Genomic DNA, 18,829 nt, shown 5'->3' with positions numbered 1-18,829 from the left:
TCAGCTACAACGTAGCAGTTAAGCGAACTCCATCGCCCTAAATATTAATTAAACGTTTAGAATTTTAACCGGCAGCGCAACCGTCCCGGTTGCATCTGTCCAGTTGCAACTCCGCCGCGCTAGGCCATCGCCACACTTTTTTGTTCATGGCTTATCTCAGTCAGATTTACGATATTCCATACCTTCTCCAGATTTTCTTTGTACTCTTCCAGGGTTTTGGTCTTGTTTGCCAATAACTCTAGCTCGATCCGTACTGACTCGCTACCAGCCCTTCGCCGCTCTTGTCCCTTTTGTATGGCCTGTTCTATCTGAGCAATAAGATCGCTCCCAAGATCTTTCAGTTGCTTGGAGTAATGGTCAATGGTTTTACTGATCCTTGCTGTGAGGTCAGAACGTATCCTGCCACAGTTCCTGCCTGCATCGGAGGATACCCGCTCCATCATCTCGTTCAAGACCATCTTTCTGCTCAGGGATTTCGGCAGGAAGGTGCGCAGGATGGACTTGACCTCTTCTTCCGTGGGGGCTGTATATTCCTGGACCATGTAATAAAAACCAGTATCCCTGGCCAGTTCAACGGAAAATTCACATTGTTCCATGGATACCTCAAAGAGTATTTCTGCGGCCGTTTTAAACTCATTGATGATATTATTGGAACGTCTTGTAAAACGATTACAAGTTTCCTGGATTGTATTTAAGATTTCCTTTTCCGCATCCTTTCTGAATGCATCGAATTCTTTAACGATCTCATCCTTGATAACCTTTTGCATTCCGTCCCTTAAGACGGTTGGATTGAGATCGGCATTTTTTTCATAGAAATCCATAAGACACTGCTTTATTCCCGGGGTCTCCTTTTCTTCTAAAATCTTTAACATCCCTTCCACCTTGAAACACAGCTTGTCCGATTCGCCTTTGAGCAGATATTTCATATCTGCTCTGTCTTGCTTCAGGATCGCTACAAGCTGATGAAAGGTGTTGATCTTATTTTCTAACTCCTCCCCGGATGCTTCCATGGTCTTTCTTTCAATAGCTATCTGGGATAGTATCCGGGAGATGACCCGCTTTGTCTTGGATATGGTGGTATTGAGAACGATTTTCCCTTTTTCTAAAGAGAGAAAACTCCCTAAGGCATCTTCCAGGTTCAAAAGGCCACTCTGGGAAAGTTGAACGTCATTGTTCGCTATTTTTGCCTTTAATGCTTCCCTTGCGGAGATAGGCCAGATTTCCTGAACGGTAAACCCCATCTCCTCCAATACCTGTTTATTGAAGGCGGCTATTTCTTCTATCTCTTTCGGAGTCAGATTATCGATCTTATTCAACACAAAGAATATCTTTTGGGTAGAACCTTTGATGGTAACGAGGAGTTCTTTTTCCACCTGCGAGATGGGGACATCGGCGCTCATGAGGAACAATGCCGCATCCAGATGGTCTAAAAATTCATAGGTCGTTTCTGTGTTGTGCAGGAAGGTGGACCCTACGCCCGGCGTGTCTACCAGCAGTATCCCTTTTTCAAGGAAAGGGGATGGATACCCGATGCGTGCGCATCGTACGCCCCGTATATTTTTGGGATTACCTTTCTCCGTTACATAATCAGGAAGTTCCTCTATGCAAATCTTCTTTTCACTGCCGTCCTCCATAGAGACCACACAGCTAACCTCTTCGCCATACTTCAGGATCGTCACAATAGACGTCAGTGGTACTACGGAAGAAGGGAGTATTTCCTTACCGATCATACTGTTAATAAGCGTCGTCTTGCCCCTTTTAAATTGTCCTAAAATTACCAGATTAAAACAATTCGATATCAACTGTTCCTTGACCATAAGTAGCCTGTTATCCACGGCCCTCGTATCATCCTTTATCAAATCAACAGTATTTTCAATGGTGCCCAGTATTTCTGTTTTATGCCTTATAAATTCTTCCAACATAGTAGAATTCCTCCACATAATAAAAGCATCAAGTGTAACGTCCTTCGGATCTGACAAGTCAACGCCTCAGCGACTCCGCTGGCTCAATCGTCTTTGATTGAGCAGAAACATTTGATATAATTTCGTTTCACAGCACGAGTTCCGGTTATAACTAGGGCGGACTTCGTCGTGAGCGCTCAGTCGAACGATTAAGGCGTTGGTTTTTCCGCCGAATCCACCTTCACAAAACCCACCCCTCAATCCCTTCCTGGGAAGGGACTCAGCGGTGGGTTTTGATTTTTACACTCTTCTGCTTAAACCATCCAATTACACGACTCAAAATAACTACGGATATCAAGCATAAAGTCACCGTCACGCAAAACAACATGGTCTTTATTTAACTTATTATGGGAAATCCAGTACATCAAAAAGGCATCACACAAATCTGACTCCGTATATTCAACGCCCAACAAACCTGCATCCTGGAGATCCTTAATGCCAATGATCTTTTCCATAAATCCCTCCTATGAATTAGGACAGGGATTTATTTTACGCTGTATAACGGTATAACAAAAAACCCCTGTCGAGACCGTGTCTTCGACAGGGGTTCTTATAAATAAAAAACTCCTATCGAAGTATCTGGCTTCAATAGGAGTTATCAGCTATCACATAGCGTTGGGCGAACTCCATCGCCTGAATTTCAATTATGTACAAAAATATACTACGTGTTCAATTATTTGTCAAGCAGATTTGTGCAATTGATTTGTGGAAATTCTATTTCCGACGATCAAGGTGGTACATAACATTCAAAGACAGAAGAAGTGTGACAGCGTGCAGAACAATGTTATTAGTGCGTATCTCCCTTTTCCATATAATAGGATCTCCAATGAACTTTCCTTCTTGGACTAATTTCGCAACTTTTTACTGAGTAAAGAAGCATCTATCTTTCAGGATCAATGTAAAGTTTGCCATTAAGTATTTTAGGTAAGAATCAATGTTTCAACAAATATACAACATTTTTTAGTTGCAAATAAATTGGAAAAGTAGCATTATAGTTGACAATTCTATTTTTATTAGGAGAAACTTGCAATAAGCATCTAATAATCATTGAACAAATCACAAAATATCCTCAGAAAAATTTTAATACAATTCATAATTTTAAAAAAATATTTTTAAAGTAGGGTTTTAACGTAAATTCTTAATGACATTATGGGGAAACATTTACCAAATAGCCCATTGATTGAAGCAATATTTGAATTTAGATGGTTACTACATAAAGACACTTCGAAAAATATTGAATACGATGAAAATTATAATTTTTTAATTGGTTTATTTTATAATGGAATAAGAGATGTATTTCCAATTAGAGAAAATTTGCCTTCATCGCAAATGCCAGCAGAAATGATTCCTTACGTACCACAATTTCGGTTTAGTAAGAAGGAAAGGACTTGGCCATTGGTACAATTAGGCCCTGGGATATTAACAGTGAATGATACTGACTCTTATGCTTGGGATAATAATTTCGAAGATTTATGCTGTAAGGCAATTAAAAACATTTATAAATGTTATCCAGATACTAATAATTTGAAATTAAAGGGATTAACGTTACGTTACATAAATGCATTAAAAATAAATAATGTTAATATATTAGAATATATGCATAATTTACTTAAGTTAAAGATTAATTTTCCGCAGAGTCTTTTTGAAGGAACAGAAATACTTCCAATGCCTAATTCTTTAAGTACAGTATTTTCATTTCCAATATCAAAGCCTGAAGGAATGGTAATGTATAAATTTGCAAAAGGGAAAAAAGATAACAACGATGCTTTAATTTGGGAAATTTCAATAATTTCAAAAGACGAAGAAAAAATAGATTTACCCACAGACATTAGCATATGGCTCCCAGATGCTCATCATATAGCAGAAAAAAGTTTTTTTGCTTTTTCTGAAGGAGAACTTTATAGGAGTTTTGAAAATGTTTGAATACGATGATCTAGGAGAAAAGAACATTAGCGATTCTAGTAGCAAGCATCTCAAACCAGCTATTCATAGTATTAAGATTCCTCATAATAAGCGTCTAATGGCAGGAATATTTGCTTGTACTTTGTTTACAGCAAATATAACTATGGATGAAGTGTCAAAATTAGAAATAACAAAGGATATGACTTCTCCAAATATCACCATATTAGATGAACAAATTTACGATTATGATTTTGAAATATTTAAAACCGATACAGCATTACTTGAATTACCCAAAATACGTTCTCTAAAAGTGAAAATTGGAAAAATTACGCCTATGCAATTTTCTTCGCCAGAAGATGAAAACGGATTTATTTGATGGATCACGGATGTATCCCTGGTATGAAATTATTGAACAAAGTGATGATATTACTCAAGGGGATATTATAAAGGATTGCTATATTCCATTGCCGGGGAAATCATTTTATGAAGCAATTCTTGAAAACACAAGTGAGCCAAATGGGCCAATAGATGTTAGTACAGGAGACTTAATTGTTTTAACACAAGCATGTGATATTTTGAATGATAAAATTGATTCTATAGTTTTATGCCCCGTATGGCCACTTACAGTTTTAATGAAAAATAATCAATATTATAACTCGAAAGATGGGAGAGAAGGTTTACGACAGGGAAAAGAACCTGCCTACCATCTTCTTAATTCTTATCATTTAGATGGCAATGGTATTGATTTTCCTTATTCAGTAGTTGATTTTCATAGAATATACTCACTTCCTAAACAATATTTAAAAAGTATAGCAGAAAAAAATTCACCTAGAATTAGATTGTTACCTCCATATCGTGAACATCTATCACAAGCATTTGCACGGTATTTCATGCGGGTTGGATTGCCGATAGACATTCCTAAAGATGAAATAAGGAATGTCACTATTAGTTAATCACCATTGCGCTTTGGTATTTACAATAAGAAGGAACGTATCGATTTATTATCGTTTATTCTATTGTAGAATAGTGGTCTTGGAAGGACATCTTTGTAGAATTCAGTTTTTAACAAATTTGGTTTGGGAAAAGAAAACGCTTTTCAAGCAACCTTCCTCTCGATCTCCTCAAATTTTACGGCCACCTTCATGGATACGCCGGGCTCTTGCATGGTGATGCCATACATCACATCGGCAACGCTCATGGTGACCTTGTTGTGGGTAATAACGAGAAATTGTGTGTCTTTGGTAAATTCCTTCAGAATATGGGTAAACCTGTTGATATTGCTTTCGTCCAGGGCGGCATCTGCCTCATCCAGGATGCAGAATGGACTGGGCTTTGATTGGAATACTGCAAAAAGGAGCGCTACGGTGGTCATGACCTTTTCGCCACCGGAGAGGAGGGTAATTGAACGAAGTTCTTTACTGGGTGGCTGTGCCATAATCTCAATGCCCGCCTCCAGAATATCCACATTTTCCTCCAGGATTACATCGGCCTTGCCACCGCCAAACAGTTTCCGGAACATCACCTGAAAATTCTGGCGGATATCATTGAAGACTTTCTCAAATAATTCCCGGCTGGTATGGTTGATCTTTTTTATCAGGTTCTGCAAGGCATCCTGGGATTTTTCGAGGTCTTCCTTCTGGTTTACCAGGAATGTCTCGCGGATCTCCAGTTCGTCCTGTTCCTTGATGGCCTCCAGGTTCACATTCCCCAGTCTTCCGATCTTCCCCTGCAGTTCCTCAATTTCCCGGGAAACTGCCTCCCAGAAATCAATCTGAGGCTGGGTGGGATCAGTAGTTTCTGCCTGTGACGTAGTAAGTTCCAATTTGATTTCTTCGGTTGTAGCATCTAAGTTTGACAGGTCGAGTTGATATTCCTCGCGGACACGCTCTTCCAGATTAGATAAGCGAATTTGATATTCGTTTTCCTTGAGTTTTAGTCCTTGTAGTTGTTGTTCGAAATGTTTCTGCTCTGTCCGTTTTTCATCAAAGTGTTCCTTTAATTCTTTCGCTTTAAGATTGTGACTGTCCTGCTCGGCTTTGAGCGACGCCATTGACCCTTCCAATGCAATCCTTTTTGTGTCGAGTTCACTTACCAGAAGTTCCAGGTGTTTGATCTCTTCTTCTGCTTCCAGCTTTTTCTGCTGGCAGTTTTGCTGCTCCTGCACAATATGCTTAATTTGTTCCTGGGTCTCCCGCAACTCTGCATCGAGTTTATTCAAGGTTTTACTCAGTCCATCCTTCTTTTCCTGTCTTTGAGCAAGACCAACCTTTACTGCAGTTATTTCATCCTGAACACTCTTTTTCAGATGCTCTTTTTCTTCCACAAGCATGGAGGATTCTTCGACCTCCTGTTCCAATTGCTTGTGTTGCTGGTTGAGCTGCATTAACTCTTCTTGCAAACCTTTTTCACGTTCACAGGTATTTCCCACTTCCACATCGATCTCTTCCATCTCGTTCTCATTGATCTTTTTCTCTGCGGTAAGCTCATCCCGCTTCTGTTCATTCTGTGCAAGCTCATTGTCTTTGGAAATTTTCAGGATATTTACCTGCTCTATTCTCTTCGCCAGTTGAGCCGTCTCTGCTTCGAGTCCCGAGAGTTCATCGATATGGTATTGTTTATCCAGTTCCAATTTCTCAAGGGTTTGCTGTATTTGAACCAGTTCTTCTTCGATCTTCTTCAGTTCACTTTTACGGGATATGATCCCTACCTGTCCCTGCTTCTTACCGCCACTGAGTGTGCCTTCGGGTTCCAATAACTCGCCATCGAGTGTAACATACCGAATAGTACGATTATCATTGCTCATGGCAAGCGCGGTAGTAAGATCTTTTACAACAACGGTATTATTCAGGAAACCATCAACAACCTTGCAAACGTCTTCTGTGCTGTTGACAAGTTTCCGTGCGATGCCGACAACATCTGGTTTTTGCAGGATTTTCTCAGGAATGGAAGACTGACCGTCCGTTCTGTCCAATGGGAAAAAAATTGCGTGACCCTTTTGGCTCTTTTGTAAGAATGCAATGGCCTGAACGGCATCATCGGTGGTATCGGTAACTATACCCTGCACCCTTTCACCCAGGGCAGTTTCGATGGCCAATGCATACTGGAGATCGACTTTTAGCAGGTCGGCAATCATGCCCCGTATACCCTTTACTGCCGCAGGGTCCTTTCTGGACTCCTCTAAGATGGCCTTTGCACCAGACTCTACACCCTCCGCCCGCATTTCAAAATCCATAAGGACTTCATGTCGGGAGGTTTTACTGCTCTGTAATTGCTTTTGCTGATTGATTTGCTCATCCAAAGACCGTATCATACTTACCAGTTCTTGGATACGTCCCTTTGAGGCAGATATTTTCTGATCCAAACCATTGGATTCTTCCATGAGTGAATCTTTTTCTTTCGCGGTCTCCTGATATTTAGACATCAAGGTATCTATGAATGAAGTAATTTCCTCTTGCCTCTTTGAAAGACGCATTTTCCTGGTTTTCAGGGCATCTTTCTCTGTTGTAAGGCTACCAATCTCATTCTGGAGGCTGGACTCCTGTTGAAGGATAGAGATAACCTCAGACTTCTTTTCATCAATACCCTGGTACAGCAGATCGCACTCGAGATTGATCTGCTTCAGGGTAGTCTCTTTTATCCTCTGGATATCTGCAAACTTTACAATTTCTTGTTCTACCGTATTTAACTGTTCCTTCGTCTCTGTAATCTTGTTGTTTGTCTCATGTATCTTATTTTCCAGACCCTTTTGTTGCTCAGTATACTTTTCCCGGAGAATTTCTAGTTCTTTAATACGTTCGTGATCGTATTTTACTTTATCCTGATTTTTGGATATTTGCGCATCCAGATTTACCCTTTCGGTCTGCATCTGTGCCAATTGCTTCTCTAACTGCCCCATCATGCCATCAATTGCATTGATTTGCACTTCAAGTTCGTTAATTTCGGCGACTGCCCTTTTGCTTTGTTCTTCTGTCTGGTTAACCTGTTCTGAAACAGCCTCCTTTTTCCCTTTTAGCTCACGATAGTTTTTTAGCGAAAGTCCAATCTTTAATTTTTTCAATTGTTCCACATATTCCTGATACTTTCTCGCCTTGGATGCCTGGAGTTTTACCGAACGGAGTTGTTTTTGCAACTCCTCGATAATGTCACCAACCCGAAGCAGGTTCTGCTCCACATGTTCCAGCTTGCTCAAGGCAGCCTTCTTCCGTGATTTAAACTTGCTAATTCCAGCGGCCTCTTCAAATAAAAGCCGCCTCTCACGGGAATCAGCCTGCAGCATGGCTTCCACGTTGCCCTGCTCTATTACAGAATAGGCATTTGCGCCAAAACCCGTATCGAGAAAAAGCTCCCGAATGTCCTTTAATCTGCTTGCCTGTTTATTGATAAGATATTCCGATTCACCCGAAGTATATAAACGACGGGTTATGCAGACCTCGGTGTATTCAAGTGGCAGAAGCCCTTTGTTGTTTTGTACAGTCAGTGATACCTCAGCATAACCTAATGATGGGCGCTTATCCGTTCCGTTAAAGATCACGTCCGCCATTTCGTTGCCCCGTAATGATTTCACGCTTTGTTCGCCGAGTACCCATTTTATGGCATCAATGACATTGCTCTTTCCACACCCATTGGGCCCTACAACGACGGTTATTCCATCCTCAAAGACAATTTCAGTTTTTTCAGCAAAAGATTTGAATCCGAATAATTCTAATTTTTTCAGTTTCATGGTTCTAATTTCAAAATTACCGATGATGTACTAAATCACGAAAGGGGGTATTTCGTTAGAGCGAAACACCCCCTTTTCATTATACACACTGCATTTGGTCTCTTACATGAAATATACGGATCGCTTTATACAGTAACCATTAATATCCTCGATACCTAACACTCAGCATACAGAATTTAATTATAACTAAAATATCAATTAAGTAAACCTTTTGCCCGTAAAATTATCTTAAAAGTCTTTTAAGATGCTTTTCGGTTGATAAATACCATTCATTATTTCTTTGTTGTCTTTTTTGCTGTCTTCTTTGCTGTCTTCTTTGTTGCTACCTTTGCTGTCTTTCCAGAACTTCCACACTTCTTCATCGCCATATACAATCACCCCCTTTCTCTGGCTATAAACGAGACCAAACGGTATAATGAAGTTACCAATTCCTTTGTAAAACTTTTCCCTCTTCGCCGCGCACGCAGCAGTAACCGACATATTTGCCGGCGCTTGCTGCAAAACCCCTGAGTATTTCTGCAGGGTACGGTTCAATGTTTAACATCGATGTGTCCAGGCAATGATTCGGCCTGAAAGACTGGAGTGTATAGCGCCCGGCACCCTGAATGGTTCTGGCGATATCCTCAATGTCATCTCCAGCTAATTGTGATGGACATACGGTGGTGCGGAATTCATACTCAATACCGCTCTCCATAATAATCCGGATACTCTCTTTAATATCTTCAATAGTGCAAGGCACACCAGAAACCAGCTCATACTTTTCTTTCTGAAGAGGCGCCTTGATGTCCATGGCAACACAATCCAGAAGTCTTCTGTTAATTAAATCTTTTAGCACACCAGGATTTGTGCCGTTTGTATCCAGGCGAACCAGAATCCCGGTATCTTTTAATGACTTAAGGAATACGTCGAGATGTTTATGTGCGGTTGGCTCGCCACCCGTGACTACAACACCGTCCACCCAGCCAAGAGTTTGTCGTATCTTGTCAATAACGGCATCGACCGGGATGGATTCCAGTTCATTCGGTGTTTGAACCAGATGGGGGGCATGGCAATAAGGGCAACGGAGATTACAGGTTGGCAGGAAGATTATAGAGACAATCTTCCCTTCCCATTCGATAAGGCTATTTTCTATGAATCCCTTGATTGGTACAATCACGCTATAATCCAATTTTCCTTTCGCCCGTTCAGGGCTGATGATTGTGATGTTTTTCTCCTACAGGGACTTCACCCCTGGCTATATCCTTTCGTCCCTTTGGGACTCGTTGTTGTTTGATCTGTATTTTTTTATCCCGGAGTTATAATCCTTGTGTATTGTAATTAAAGTAGGATGGGTTAAGCGAAGCGAACCCATCCCAAACAGTTTAAACGGCTTAAACAGTTTAAACTGTTTGTTTGATGCGCTCCGCTTTGCCCTGCTGACTAAAAACTAAATTTTTGCTTTTTGGGAAATTTAACACTTTGTTGCACACGATTCTACAGATAACGGGTCCTTTTGGGGCAAGAAATCATTTACACTGTAATTACCCCTGTGCCTGTCTGCCAGTTCACCAATCTTGGACTTGTTCCAGTTATTAATGCGGCTAAAATACCCTACAATCCTTGAAATACCATACACATTCCTTGAACCACAGTGTCCGCAGATATCGGTAAGTCTCTGGGTAACCTTCTTGCAATCGTTGCAAATAGTAAATTCCGGGGAGATGGTAACCTGGGCGGCCTGCGTATTTTTAAAGGTCTTTTTGACCAGATTCATGATACTGGATGCCGGCGGCCTTTCTTCACCGACAAATGCATGGATAATGGCGCCCGATTCAATCATCGTATGGAACTTGCTCTGAAGGAAGATTCTCGTAATCATATCCACCGGGGCATCGGGACGCAGATGAACGCTATTGGTATAGTAGAATTCATCCCTTTCAGTGTTTCCCTTGACCATATCAGCAGCTTCGGGATAATTCCTTACATCAACCTTGGCAAGCCGCCTGCTGGCACTTTCTGCCGGTGATTCCTCCAGGGAAAATTTCAGCTTGTATTTCCTCCCTGCCTCCTTTACACGCATATACATGTGGGAAATGACCCTCAGTCCTTGCTTAATCATATCCTCACCTTCATGCAATTCCCTTCCGGTCATAAATTGGAGGCATTCATTCAATCCTAAGATACCCACAATATACGTTGATGTCTCCAGATCTACATAAGGGCGACCGTCCTTTGCCTTCTTGCCAATCTCCCAGAGAGGCATCTCCGGACTGGACATTAATTTTCCTACAAACGCCTTTTTCTGGAGATGCGCCTTTACGGCAATTTCTATGCCCCTGTCAATCTCTTTAAACAGCCCATCCCAATTGCCTCTCCCTGCCCGGTATGATGCCTGCGGAAGGTTGATCGTAATGTTTTGAAATCCGCAGAAACGCATACTTTCAGGATGTTTGATCATATAATTATCATCTATCGTGGTACGCAAACGACAGCAGGCCGACAGGGTAATCTCATCCCTGTCAAAGATGAAATAAGGAACTCCATTCTCGCTGGCAATCTGACAAGCATATTCCAGGATTTCGTATTGTTTAGGATCATTGAGGGTATCTTCGTTAATATGAAAATCACACTTCGGAAAGGCAAAGACGTGTCCATAGCAATCCCCTTCACGCCATACGTCCAGCATGGCTAAGGTAAATTGACGGGCTGTCTCCTCATAATCCCCATAGGTCTTCCCGGTTGGTTTTCCGCCGGGTCCGATAGCGGGAATATTTCTTAAATAGCGTGGAATACCAGTGTGGACATTAAAATCCAGAAACAAGGTCTGCCCGCCGCGAGAAAAAGCACTCTGGGAACAACTGAAGATAAGGTGTTGCGCCTCCTGTTTCATTTCTTTATAGCTCATCCCTTCCAGGTAAGGGGCATACATAATATTGACATATCCTACACCGAGGGCACCCGCATAATAGGCCTGCATGGAGGCCAGAAACGTATTTAAATGTCCCGTGAGGGTACGTGCATGCTTTGCAGGTGCTGATTCTGTATCCAGATTTTGGAGTGACAATCCATATTTTTTTAAATATTCAAGGGAGTGTGAAGAGCAATACACCCTTGTCGGATAACCCAGGTCGTGGATGTGTACCATGCCGCTCAAATGGGCATCTGCAACATCTCTCGAAAATACCTCCTGGAGGGCAAACTGCTTTAGCGTATTCTCGGCAATCGCAAGATTAATTGCCTCAGGATTATTTGTGGCAATATTGCTGTTTTCCTTATTCTTTGACAGGATCAGCTCTTCGAGGTCGTACTTCGGCATACCAATCACGACCTGCTTTTCAAGCTTTTTGCTGTACCCTCTTTCAAAGAGTTCGTTGTCTACCAGTTCGCGTATTAGTGTCGTAGAAATACGGTTTAATCCGGATGAAAAAACCCGCTGCTCCACAATACCGGCAATTTCAGAGGCGGCCTCTTCAGAAAGATCGGCTTCCTTTTCCAAGGCATCCGCAATCTTTCTCTTATCCCATGGAAATGTTTCGTCCTTTGTCTCGGTATTTACCATAAGGGAGACGTCGGTTGTATCAGCACGTTTCTTTGTGTGCTTCCGGACACGAAGGGATTCCCGAATCCTTGCTCTTTTATCACGATAGAGTATGTAAGCCTTGGCCGTTTTGGCATGTCCTGTCTCAATAAGTACCTTTTCTACGATGTCCTGTATGTCCTCGATACCAGGCGTCTGTCCGACATATTTTTTTTCCAGAAACATGGTAACAACAACCGCCAGTTCATCTGCCAGGGCGCGATCCTCGCCCCCTACCGCCTGTGCCGCCTTAAAGATAGCATCTGCGATCTTTTTCTCGTTAAAAGGCACTAATCTTCCATCGCGTTTTACTACACACTCTAATGTTGTTGCTGTGTTCATTTTCCCTTCCCCTGCGGTCTAATGTTGAAGAGATATACTGCGGGAGTCATTACTCCCATCCTTTTTTTTCTTCTTTTCACCCGTCATTAACGGCTTCAGTTCATCAATAAATTCGGAGATATCCTTGAATTCTCTATACACTGATGCGAATCGTACATAAGCCACTGCATCAAGAATCTTCAATTTTTGCATCACCAACGACCCGATGAAATTCGTAGTCACTTCCCGATCGAATTTGTCGTAAATTTCCCGCTCAATTTCATTTACAATATTCTCCAACGTATCAGTCGAAACCGGCCTTTTTTCACACGCCCTCTCCAGCCCTTTCAATATTTTTTTGCGATCAAACGCTTCACGCGTCCCGTCTTTCTTGACTACACGCAAAGGACTCTCTTCAATCCGCTCATATGTCGTATATCGGCGACCGCAACTCAAGCACTCCCGCCTGCGCTTAATGCTCAAACCGTCAACCGATGTGCGGGAGTTAATAACCTTGTCATTGTCTACTTTGCAAAACAGACATTGCATAAAATTTCAGTGGGAAACGCCTGTTAAATGAAACAATTTTTGAGATCGCGTGTTTATCTGAGAATATCTATATATGACAGGTTCAAATATATATCATACAACATATAGGCTGTCAAGGGGATTTTTGAAAAAAGGGGAAAAACCCCTTAAAATTCAACAGTTTTTGATGAATATGGCGATACCCGGATATCTTCATCAAGATACAATCGAAACGTGAGACACGGTTGTTAGCCGTTACATTTATTATTATAGCGAATTTTTAAGACTATTCTTTGTTGAGATTATCCAGCTTTATAATTTCCACTTTAATATTCGCCATGGAAAGCATCTCTTTGGCGAGGGCATCGGGATAATCGGTGAGGGTGACAATGCGTTTGATGCCTGCATTGACCAGCATTTTGGCGCACAGGGAGCAGGGGTACGTAGTGCTGTATAATGTTGCCCCGGAAATTTTTATGCCATAGTATGCCGCCTGGAGCAGGGCATTCATCTCGGCATGGAGACCACGGCAGAGTTCATGTCGTTCCCCAGGAGGTACCTTGAGCTGTTCCCGTAAACAGCCAATCTCTAAACAGTGTTGAAGTCCACTCGGTGCGCCGTTATAACCCGTCGTCAGAATGTGTTTATCCATTACCAGAAGTGCCCCCACCTGTCTTCGCAAGCATGTGGAGCGCTGTGCTACCTCCCGGGTGATCCGCAAAAAATATTCATCCCACGAGGGTCTTTTGGACATCTTATTTCCCAATACAAAATCCAGAGAATATGTTATCCAAAATATCTTCTGTGGTAGCCTTTCCCACAATCTCGCCAAGGGTATCTATTGCCGTACGCAGGTCCAATGCTACGAATTCGTAACTTTCATTATTTCTTGCTGACTCCATGGCTTGTTGTACTGATTGAAGGCAGCGCTGGAGTGCCTCTCTTTGGCGCGCGTTCAGCATAGGGGGAGCAACAGATGAGTTTATCCTGCCTCCCATGACAGTCTCTAACAGTAGTTCTTTGAGTCTCTCCAAACCTTCACCAGTCAGTGTGGAAGTATGTACTATGGGATATTCTTTAAACTCTTCCGGCAATTCGTAATAAGGAATTTTTTGGGGGAGATCACATTTGTTGATTATAATAATTACGTTGTTTGTCAAATCATCTGATTTCATTTCCAGGAATTGCCCGCTCAAATTGGTGCTGCCATCAAAAACAAGCAACAATATCTGTGCCCTCTTTAACAGGGATTGAGCCTTTTCCATCGCTCTTGATATAATCGTGCCTTTTGTGTCATCTACTCCTGCCGTATCCGCCAATTTATAACGAATCCCGCCTATTTCTAAAATATCGGTGACTACGTCCCGCGTCGTTCCTGGTACATCACTGACAAGAGCCCTTCTTTTTCCCAGGAGGGCATTAATCAGACTCGATTTTCCCACATTGGGCTTACCATACAAAACGGTATCAATCCCTTCCGTGAGAACCTTGGTGGTCTCCGGCTGGTTTAAAAAATGAGAAATGTTTGTTGTGATTGCCTCCAAACGGTTCATAATTTCTGTCGCTGGTATCAGTTCAATATCCTGGTCTGAAAAATCAATAGCTGCCTCTATATGTGCGCAAAGGGAAATCGCATCGTCTTGGATACGCCTGATCTCCCGTGAAACGTCTCCGGTCAAGTGTGCAATTGCTGCCTTCAATTCGAGGTCTGTTTGTGCGCGGATGATGCGCATGGTAGCCTCGGCCTGTGTAAGGTCTATCCGGCCGTGCAAAAAAGCTCGTTTTGTAAATTCGCCCGGTTGTGAAAGCCGGATACTCCTTTTTGTTTGAATTCCCCTTGATAAAAGAGCGTCCAGAAGCATATCCAGGAGGGGTGGAGAACCAATGGTATGGATTTCCACCACGTCTTCCTTTGTATACGAATAGGGTTTTCTCATAACATACAAAACGACAGGAATAGTGATATATTCCCCAGGGATAGAAAGGTGTCCCTGCACAGAGGAATAGGAAGGAGTAATCTCTAAGTCAATATGAGAGGCCGAAACGAAAAAATCTTTGATACAATGAATGGCTTCCTGTCCACTGATCTTGATGATTGCGTGCAGCGACCTCCCCGACGGCGTGGAAACAGCAACGATCGTATCCTGGATTTCGGAGCACATAACAAGGGATTGTTTATTTTATCTTCTTGATTGTTTTCCGGATTACTATGCCTTCAATAATGCTAAATATAGTACTCGTTGTCCAGTATACCGTAAGTCCCGAAGGCATGTGATATAATATGAAGGCAAACATGATCGGCATAAATGACATCATCTTTTGCTGAGCCTGTGCCTGTGGATCTACAGCAGGGGCTTTTGGTGTAACCTTCATCTGGGCAAAGGAAGCGCCTGTCATGATTAACGGTAGTATATTGAGGGCATTCCCGAGAAAAGGTATACTAAAGGGAAGTAACAACAAGGTATCTGGTCTGGAAAGGTCGCTAATCCAAAACATGAAGGGGGCCTGCCTCATTTCAAAAGAAAGCTGTAAGGTACGGAAGAGTGCAAAAAAAACCGGGAGTTGCAATATCATAGGCAAGCAGCCACTCATGGGGTTGACTCCATATTTTTTAAACAACAACATCTGTTCTCTCCCCATCCTTTGCTTGTCATGTTTATACTTTTCCTTGAGTTGGTTTATCATTGGTTGCAGTTGCTGCATTCTGAACATAGAGACCTGGCTTTTTCTTGTAAGCGGGAAAAGGATGGCCTTAATAATGATGGTTAATATAATGATAGAGATACCATAGTTTGGAATTACACGATGGACGGCGTTCAGGAAAGTCAAAAGTACTTTGCTTATTGCGGTAAACCAACCATAGCTGAGAAGGATATCTAATGTTTCGTATTGTTCCAGTACCTGTTCTTTTTTGGGCCCCACAAAATAAATGTAACTATGTTTAACAGCTTCATGGGGTAGTATGCGAAACTTGTTCGTTTGTAAAGTAACCATAAAGTCGCCATGTTCTGCCTTCTCATTGGTAATCATTCCCTGGGCATCAAATGCCTGTGCATGAATAAATGCAACTAAATCGTCTGATGTGGGTTTCAAGATCGTTGAGAAATACTTATTCATTGACCCGGCCCAAACAATGCCTACTGATTCATTCTTAGAAGGCAATTCCTTGGGTGCCATACGTATGAGTTTAGTCCTTTTATTTCCCAAATCTACGCCTGCTACGGCTGCCATGTCAGCCGAAGGCTCACCTTCATGGGTAATCATGGAGGATGCAATAATACTGTATGATGTTGAAACTTCAGTATCAGTGTTATTTTCTAAGGTAATGTCCACGTTTGCATGGTATTTATCCGGTAATAAGCTGATCGTTTTGATAAGATTTACTCCCTCCTCCAATGCGGTAGTAAACACAACCTTGTTCCCGCTTTGTTCGGAGACAGTATATCGCTGCCTCTGGAGGTTCGTTTTTTGAAGGGTACTTTCTATAGCAAGGGGATGATATTCTGTATTCGCATCCTTTAATAAATCCAGGATATTTTTAGTCTCTGCATCTTTAAATTGCTTCAGCTTAACGGATTTGAGTGCCGCCCCTTCATTTGTCCACACCATTCTTACTAGTGCGTTTTCAAGAACGACTACTTGTGGTGGAATGTCCGTTTGAGGTTTAGCAGGTTGCGTTGGCAAAGGCTTGGGGACTTCTGCAATCTTTATCTCACGTGGTTTTTCCGAAATAGCCTCTTCTGTTGTTTCCTCTACGACCACAGCCTTTTTCGGTGAGAACAGGGGTAATATAAAGGGATAATACAACAGCATAATTATCCCGCAAACAATCATAGCAATAAGTGCCTTTTTATCCATTAATCTTTTTTTGGTTCCTCCGGTATTTCTGCCTCTTCAATAAGCATAATTGGAATATCGTCTCTTATCGGATATCGCCGTCCGCACTTTGTGCATACAATACTTTCACCTTCCAGCCTGACATCTGTCTTGCAAAACGGGCAGGCGAGAATGTCCAGCAATTCCTTGTTAATCATATGCATGCTACCTTTACTATTTGATAACCGTTGATTGTCTGACAGCCGTTGGCCACAGTTTGGTATCCAGGAACCGCATTATATTATGGCATCCGAACTGAACGCCCACGAAAAATTATTACAAGCTCAAGATGCTAACAAACTAGCCCAACAATTTCAAATCAAAAGTACGATTCATTGTAATTTGTGTTTAACAAGGTGCCGTTTGAGAATATAAGGATATCTGGATGTCTGCATAATTTACGGGTTGCTCGATCTTTATCCGGTTAAGACGTACTAGTTCCAATAGCGCCAGGAAAAAACCAATAATCCGTCTCCTTTCGTTTATTCCCCTGAAAAGATTTGTAAAAGAGAGAGAGGTGTTAAGATGTACCCTTTCTAAGACCTCGTTCATGTATTCCTGTATTGGCGTATCATCGTAGGTTACTTTGGTGGACACATCAAACAATGTCTGTTTCATGATTTGGGAAAACCGTAGCAAAAGATCCCATGCACTTATACCGTCCAGCGGTAATTCCGCATCTTTCTTGTCTGTTGTTTCTGCGGGAAACCCCGTGTGTATCCGCGTACACTTTTTTTCCCACTCAGCAGCCCTTGCAGATAAAATAAAGGTACTTTCTTTATATCGTTTATATTCCAGCAATTGTTTCACCAGAGATGCCCGCGGGTCTTCTATCTCTTCTTCGTCATCTTTTATCTCCGAGCGGGGAAGGAGCATGTATGACTTAATATACATAAGGGTAGCCGCCATCACCAGAAAATCCCCCACGATGTTCATGTCCAGGGCTTGTAGCGCTTCTATATATTGCAGGTACTGATCGGTAATCCGTGCAATGGGAATGTCATAAACATTAACCTCTTCCCTTCGGATCAAATAAAGAAGCAAATCAAGGGGACCGTTATAAATGTCCAGATCTACTTTATATTCGCTTGTCATTTCTTTTGCACTGCAAAAAGATGGAAAAAGTAATTTCCGGTTAAATTATAAACCCGTAAATAATCTGAGAAAGTATTGTATGGGTGGACCGAGTATTACCCCTAAAACCGAGATACCTCCATAATTTCCCAGAATGATTAGTCCCAACAGGATAAACGGGCCGTAACGCTCGATCTCTTTGTATTTTTGTGCCATCGGATAGGGCAACAGACCTTCCAGAATGTGGGAGCCGTCCAAAGGGAATAAAGGTATCATATTGAAAAACGCCAGCGAGAGATTGATGATGATCCCCGATATCAACAGATTAAAGAAGAGGGCGGATACATTCACCGGGATGAACGGCATATTCCGCAATAGTTGAAAGATTACGCCAAAGAGAAATGCAGAAACAAAATTAGCGGCAGGTCCTGCAAAGGATACAATCATATTGTCCCGGCGGGGATTTCGAAAGTTGTAAGGATTTACCGGGACAGGTTTACCCCACCCAAAATGGGCAAAGACAAAACATATGGCCCCAAGAATATCGATGTGCGCCAGTGGATTTAATGTCAGACGGCCCTGCAGCCTTGCCGTGGGGTCGCCAAACTTATTAGCCGTCCAGCCATGGAAATACTCATGAATGGTTAATGCATACAGTATCGCTGGAATTGTTATGAGTAAATTGTTTAGATTCATAGATATACAGGTTCTCCGGTTTTATGCCATGAGCATATTAACACAACCGAAATAAGTTGTCAAGTTTAGAGCACTTAATTATTCTTCCGCCCTCAACGATACTGTTCTTTTCTCTTGAATGTTCAAGAATTGACCACTATAATAAATCAGATAATGCATCAAAATTCATCGATTCGGTTTCAACGATACGTGTTT

Annotated in this window: 15 protein-coding genes; 3 read left to right on the top strand and 12 right to left on the bottom strand. The window is 42.0% G+C overall.

Features of this window, described 5'->3' with window-relative positions; translation table 11 throughout:
- Positions 1-119: 119 nt before the first annotated feature.
- Both E3K36_01270 and E3K36_01265 read right to left on the bottom strand, forming a co-directional pair.
- Positions 120-1,979 carry a hypothetical protein gene (locus tag E3K36_01270; protein ID MCF6153890.1) on the bottom strand — a complete coding sequence of 620 codons (1,860 nt, stop codon included), beginning with the start codon at positions 1,977-1,979 and terminating at the stop codon, positions 120-122.
- 236 nt (positions 1,980-2,215) lie between these two features.
- A complete protein-coding gene (locus E3K36_01265; protein ID MCF6153889.1) occupies positions 2,216-2,416 on the bottom strand; it encodes a hypothetical protein in 201 nt (66 codons plus the stop codon).
- 694 nt (positions 2,417-3,110) lie between these two features.
- On the opposite strand from E3K36_01265, the gene E3K36_01260 reads away from it, so the two are divergent.
- From E3K36_01260 to E3K36_01250, 3 genes are read left to right on the top strand one after another with little or no spacing between them, the layout of a single operon-like run.
- Positions 3,111-3,884, top strand: a complete 774-nt coding sequence (locus tag E3K36_01260; protein ID MCF6153888.1) for a TIGR04255 family protein — start codon at positions 3,111-3,113, stop codon at positions 3,882-3,884.
- Positions 3,877-4,239 (top strand): hypothetical protein, encoded by a 363-nt coding sequence (locus E3K36_01255; GenBank protein MCF6153887.1) that lies wholly within the window; start codon positions 3,877-3,879, stop codon positions 4,237-4,239. The genes E3K36_01260 and E3K36_01255 overlap by 8 nt, the downstream gene beginning before the upstream one ends.
- Positions 4,220-4,816: a hypothetical protein gene (locus tag E3K36_01250; GenBank protein ID MCF6153886.1), complete on the top strand. Its 597-nt coding sequence runs from the start codon at positions 4,220-4,222 to the stop codon at positions 4,814-4,816. The genes E3K36_01255 and E3K36_01250 overlap by 20 nt, the downstream gene beginning before the upstream one ends.
- Before the next feature lie 143 nt (positions 4,817-4,959).
- On the opposite strand, the gene smc is transcribed toward E3K36_01250, so the two are convergent.
- The 10 genes from smc to E3K36_01200 all read right to left on the bottom strand — a co-directional run bounded on the left by smc (position 4,960) and on the right by E3K36_01200 (position 18,634).
- On the bottom strand, positions 4,960-8,583 hold the full coding sequence (gene smc / locus E3K36_01245; GenBank protein MCF6153885.1) for a chromosome segregation protein SMC: 3,624 nt from the start codon (positions 8,581-8,583) through the stop codon (positions 4,960-4,962).
- Between the two features lie 421 nt (positions 8,584-9,004).
- Entirely contained in the window at positions 9,005-9,787 is a 783-nt protein-coding gene (locus E3K36_01240) for an anaerobic ribonucleoside-triphosphate reductase activating protein (protein MCF6153884.1), read from the bottom strand.
- 246 nt (positions 9,788-10,033) lie between these two features.
- Positions 10,034-12,481 carry an anaerobic ribonucleoside-triphosphate reductase gene (gene nrdD, locus E3K36_01235; protein ID MCF6153883.1) on the bottom strand — a complete coding sequence of 816 codons (2,448 nt, stop codon included), beginning with the start codon at positions 12,479-12,481 and terminating at the stop codon, positions 10,034-10,036.
- A gap of 18 nt (positions 12,482-12,499) precedes the next feature.
- The gene (gene nrdR / locus E3K36_01230) at positions 12,500-13,009 is read right to left on the bottom strand and encodes a transcriptional repressor NrdR (GenBank protein ID MCF6153882.1); all 510 of its coding nucleotides are present in this window, start codon (positions 13,007-13,009) and stop codon (positions 12,500-12,502) included.
- 265 nt (positions 13,010-13,274) lie between these two features.
- Complete coding sequence (locus E3K36_01225; GenBank protein MCF6153881.1) at positions 13,275-13,742, bottom strand: cytidine deaminase; 468 nt, start codon at positions 13,740-13,742, stop codon at positions 13,275-13,277.
- Between the two features lies 1 nt (position 13,743).
- A complete protein-coding gene (mnmE, locus tag E3K36_01220) occupies positions 13,744-15,150 on the bottom strand; it encodes a tRNA uridine-5-carboxymethylaminomethyl(34) synthesis GTPase MnmE (GenBank protein MCF6153880.1) in 1,407 nt (468 codons plus the stop codon).
- 13 nt (positions 15,151-15,163) lie between these two features.
- Complete coding sequence (locus E3K36_01215; protein MCF6153879.1) at positions 15,164-16,846, bottom strand: membrane protein insertase YidC; 1,683 nt, start codon at positions 16,844-16,846, stop codon at positions 15,164-15,166.
- Positions 16,846-17,022, bottom strand: a complete 177-nt coding sequence (locus E3K36_01210) for a Trm112 family protein (GenBank protein MCF6153878.1) — start codon at positions 17,020-17,022, stop codon at positions 16,846-16,848. Before E3K36_01210 ends, E3K36_01215 begins: the two co-directional genes overlap by 1 nt.
- A 190-nt stretch (positions 17,023-17,212) precedes the next feature.
- Entirely contained in the window at positions 17,213-17,959 is a 747-nt protein-coding gene (locus tag E3K36_01205) for a chromosome segregation protein ScpA (GenBank protein ID MCF6153877.1), read from the bottom strand.
- Between the two features lie 45 nt (positions 17,960-18,004).
- Positions 18,005-18,634 (bottom strand): site-2 protease family protein, encoded by a 630-nt coding sequence (locus E3K36_01200; protein ID MCF6153876.1) that lies wholly within the window; start codon positions 18,632-18,634, stop codon positions 18,005-18,007.
- Between the last annotated feature and the right edge of the window lie 195 nt (positions 18,635-18,829).

It is taken from the genome of Candidatus Brocadia sp. (assembly GCA_021646415.1).
Taxonomy (GTDB): domain Bacteria; phylum Planctomycetota; class Brocadiia; order Brocadiales; family Brocadiaceae; genus Brocadia.
This window is presented reverse-complemented; position numbering and strand designations above follow the sequence as displayed.

Excerpts from the sequence above, each read along its gene's own strand:
- E3K36_01265 (MCF6153889.1), bottom strand. The coding sequence starts at position 2,416 with ATGGAAAAGATCATTGGCATTAAGGATCTCCAGGATGCAGGTTTGTTG.
- E3K36_01260 (MCF6153888.1), top strand. The coding sequence starts at position 3,111 with ATGGGGAAACATTTACCAAATAGCCCATTGATTGAAGCAATATTTGAA.
- E3K36_01255 (MCF6153887.1), top strand. The coding sequence starts at position 3,877 with ATGTTTGAATACGATGATCTAGGAGAAAAGAACATTAGCGATTCTAGT.
- E3K36_01250 (MCF6153886.1), top strand. The coding sequence starts at position 4,220 with ATGAAAACGGATTTATTTGATGGATCACGGATGTATCCCTGGTATGAA.
- smc (MCF6153885.1), bottom strand. The coding sequence starts at position 8,583 with ATGAAACTGAAAAAATTAGAATTATTCGGATTCAAATCTTTTGCTGAA.
- nrdD (MCF6153883.1), bottom strand. The coding sequence starts at position 12,481 with ATGAACACAGCAACAACATTAGAGTGTGTAGTAAAACGCGATGGAAGA.
- nrdR (MCF6153882.1), bottom strand. The coding sequence starts at position 13,009 with ATGCAATGTCTGTTTTGCAAAGTAGACAATGACAAGGTTATTAACTCC.
- E3K36_01225 (MCF6153881.1), bottom strand. The coding sequence starts at position 13,742 with ATGTCCAAAAGACCCTCGTGGGATGAATATTTTTTGCGGATCACCCGG.
- mnmE (MCF6153880.1), bottom strand. The coding sequence starts at position 15,150 with ATGTGCTCCGAAATCCAGGATACGATCGTTGCTGTTTCCACGCCGTCG.
- E3K36_01215 (MCF6153879.1), bottom strand. The coding sequence starts at position 16,846 with ATGGATAAAAAGGCACTTATTGCTATGATTGTTTGCGGGATAATTATG.
- E3K36_01210 (MCF6153878.1), bottom strand. The coding sequence starts at position 17,022 with ATGATTAACAAGGAATTGCTGGACATTCTCGCCTGCCCGTTTTGCAAG.
- E3K36_01205 (MCF6153877.1), bottom strand. The coding sequence starts at position 17,959 with ATGACAAGCGAATATAAAGTAGATCTGGACATTTATAACGGTCCCCTT.
- E3K36_01200 (MCF6153876.1), bottom strand. The coding sequence starts at position 18,634 with ATGAATCTAAACAATTTACTCATAACAATTCCAGCGATACTGTATGCA.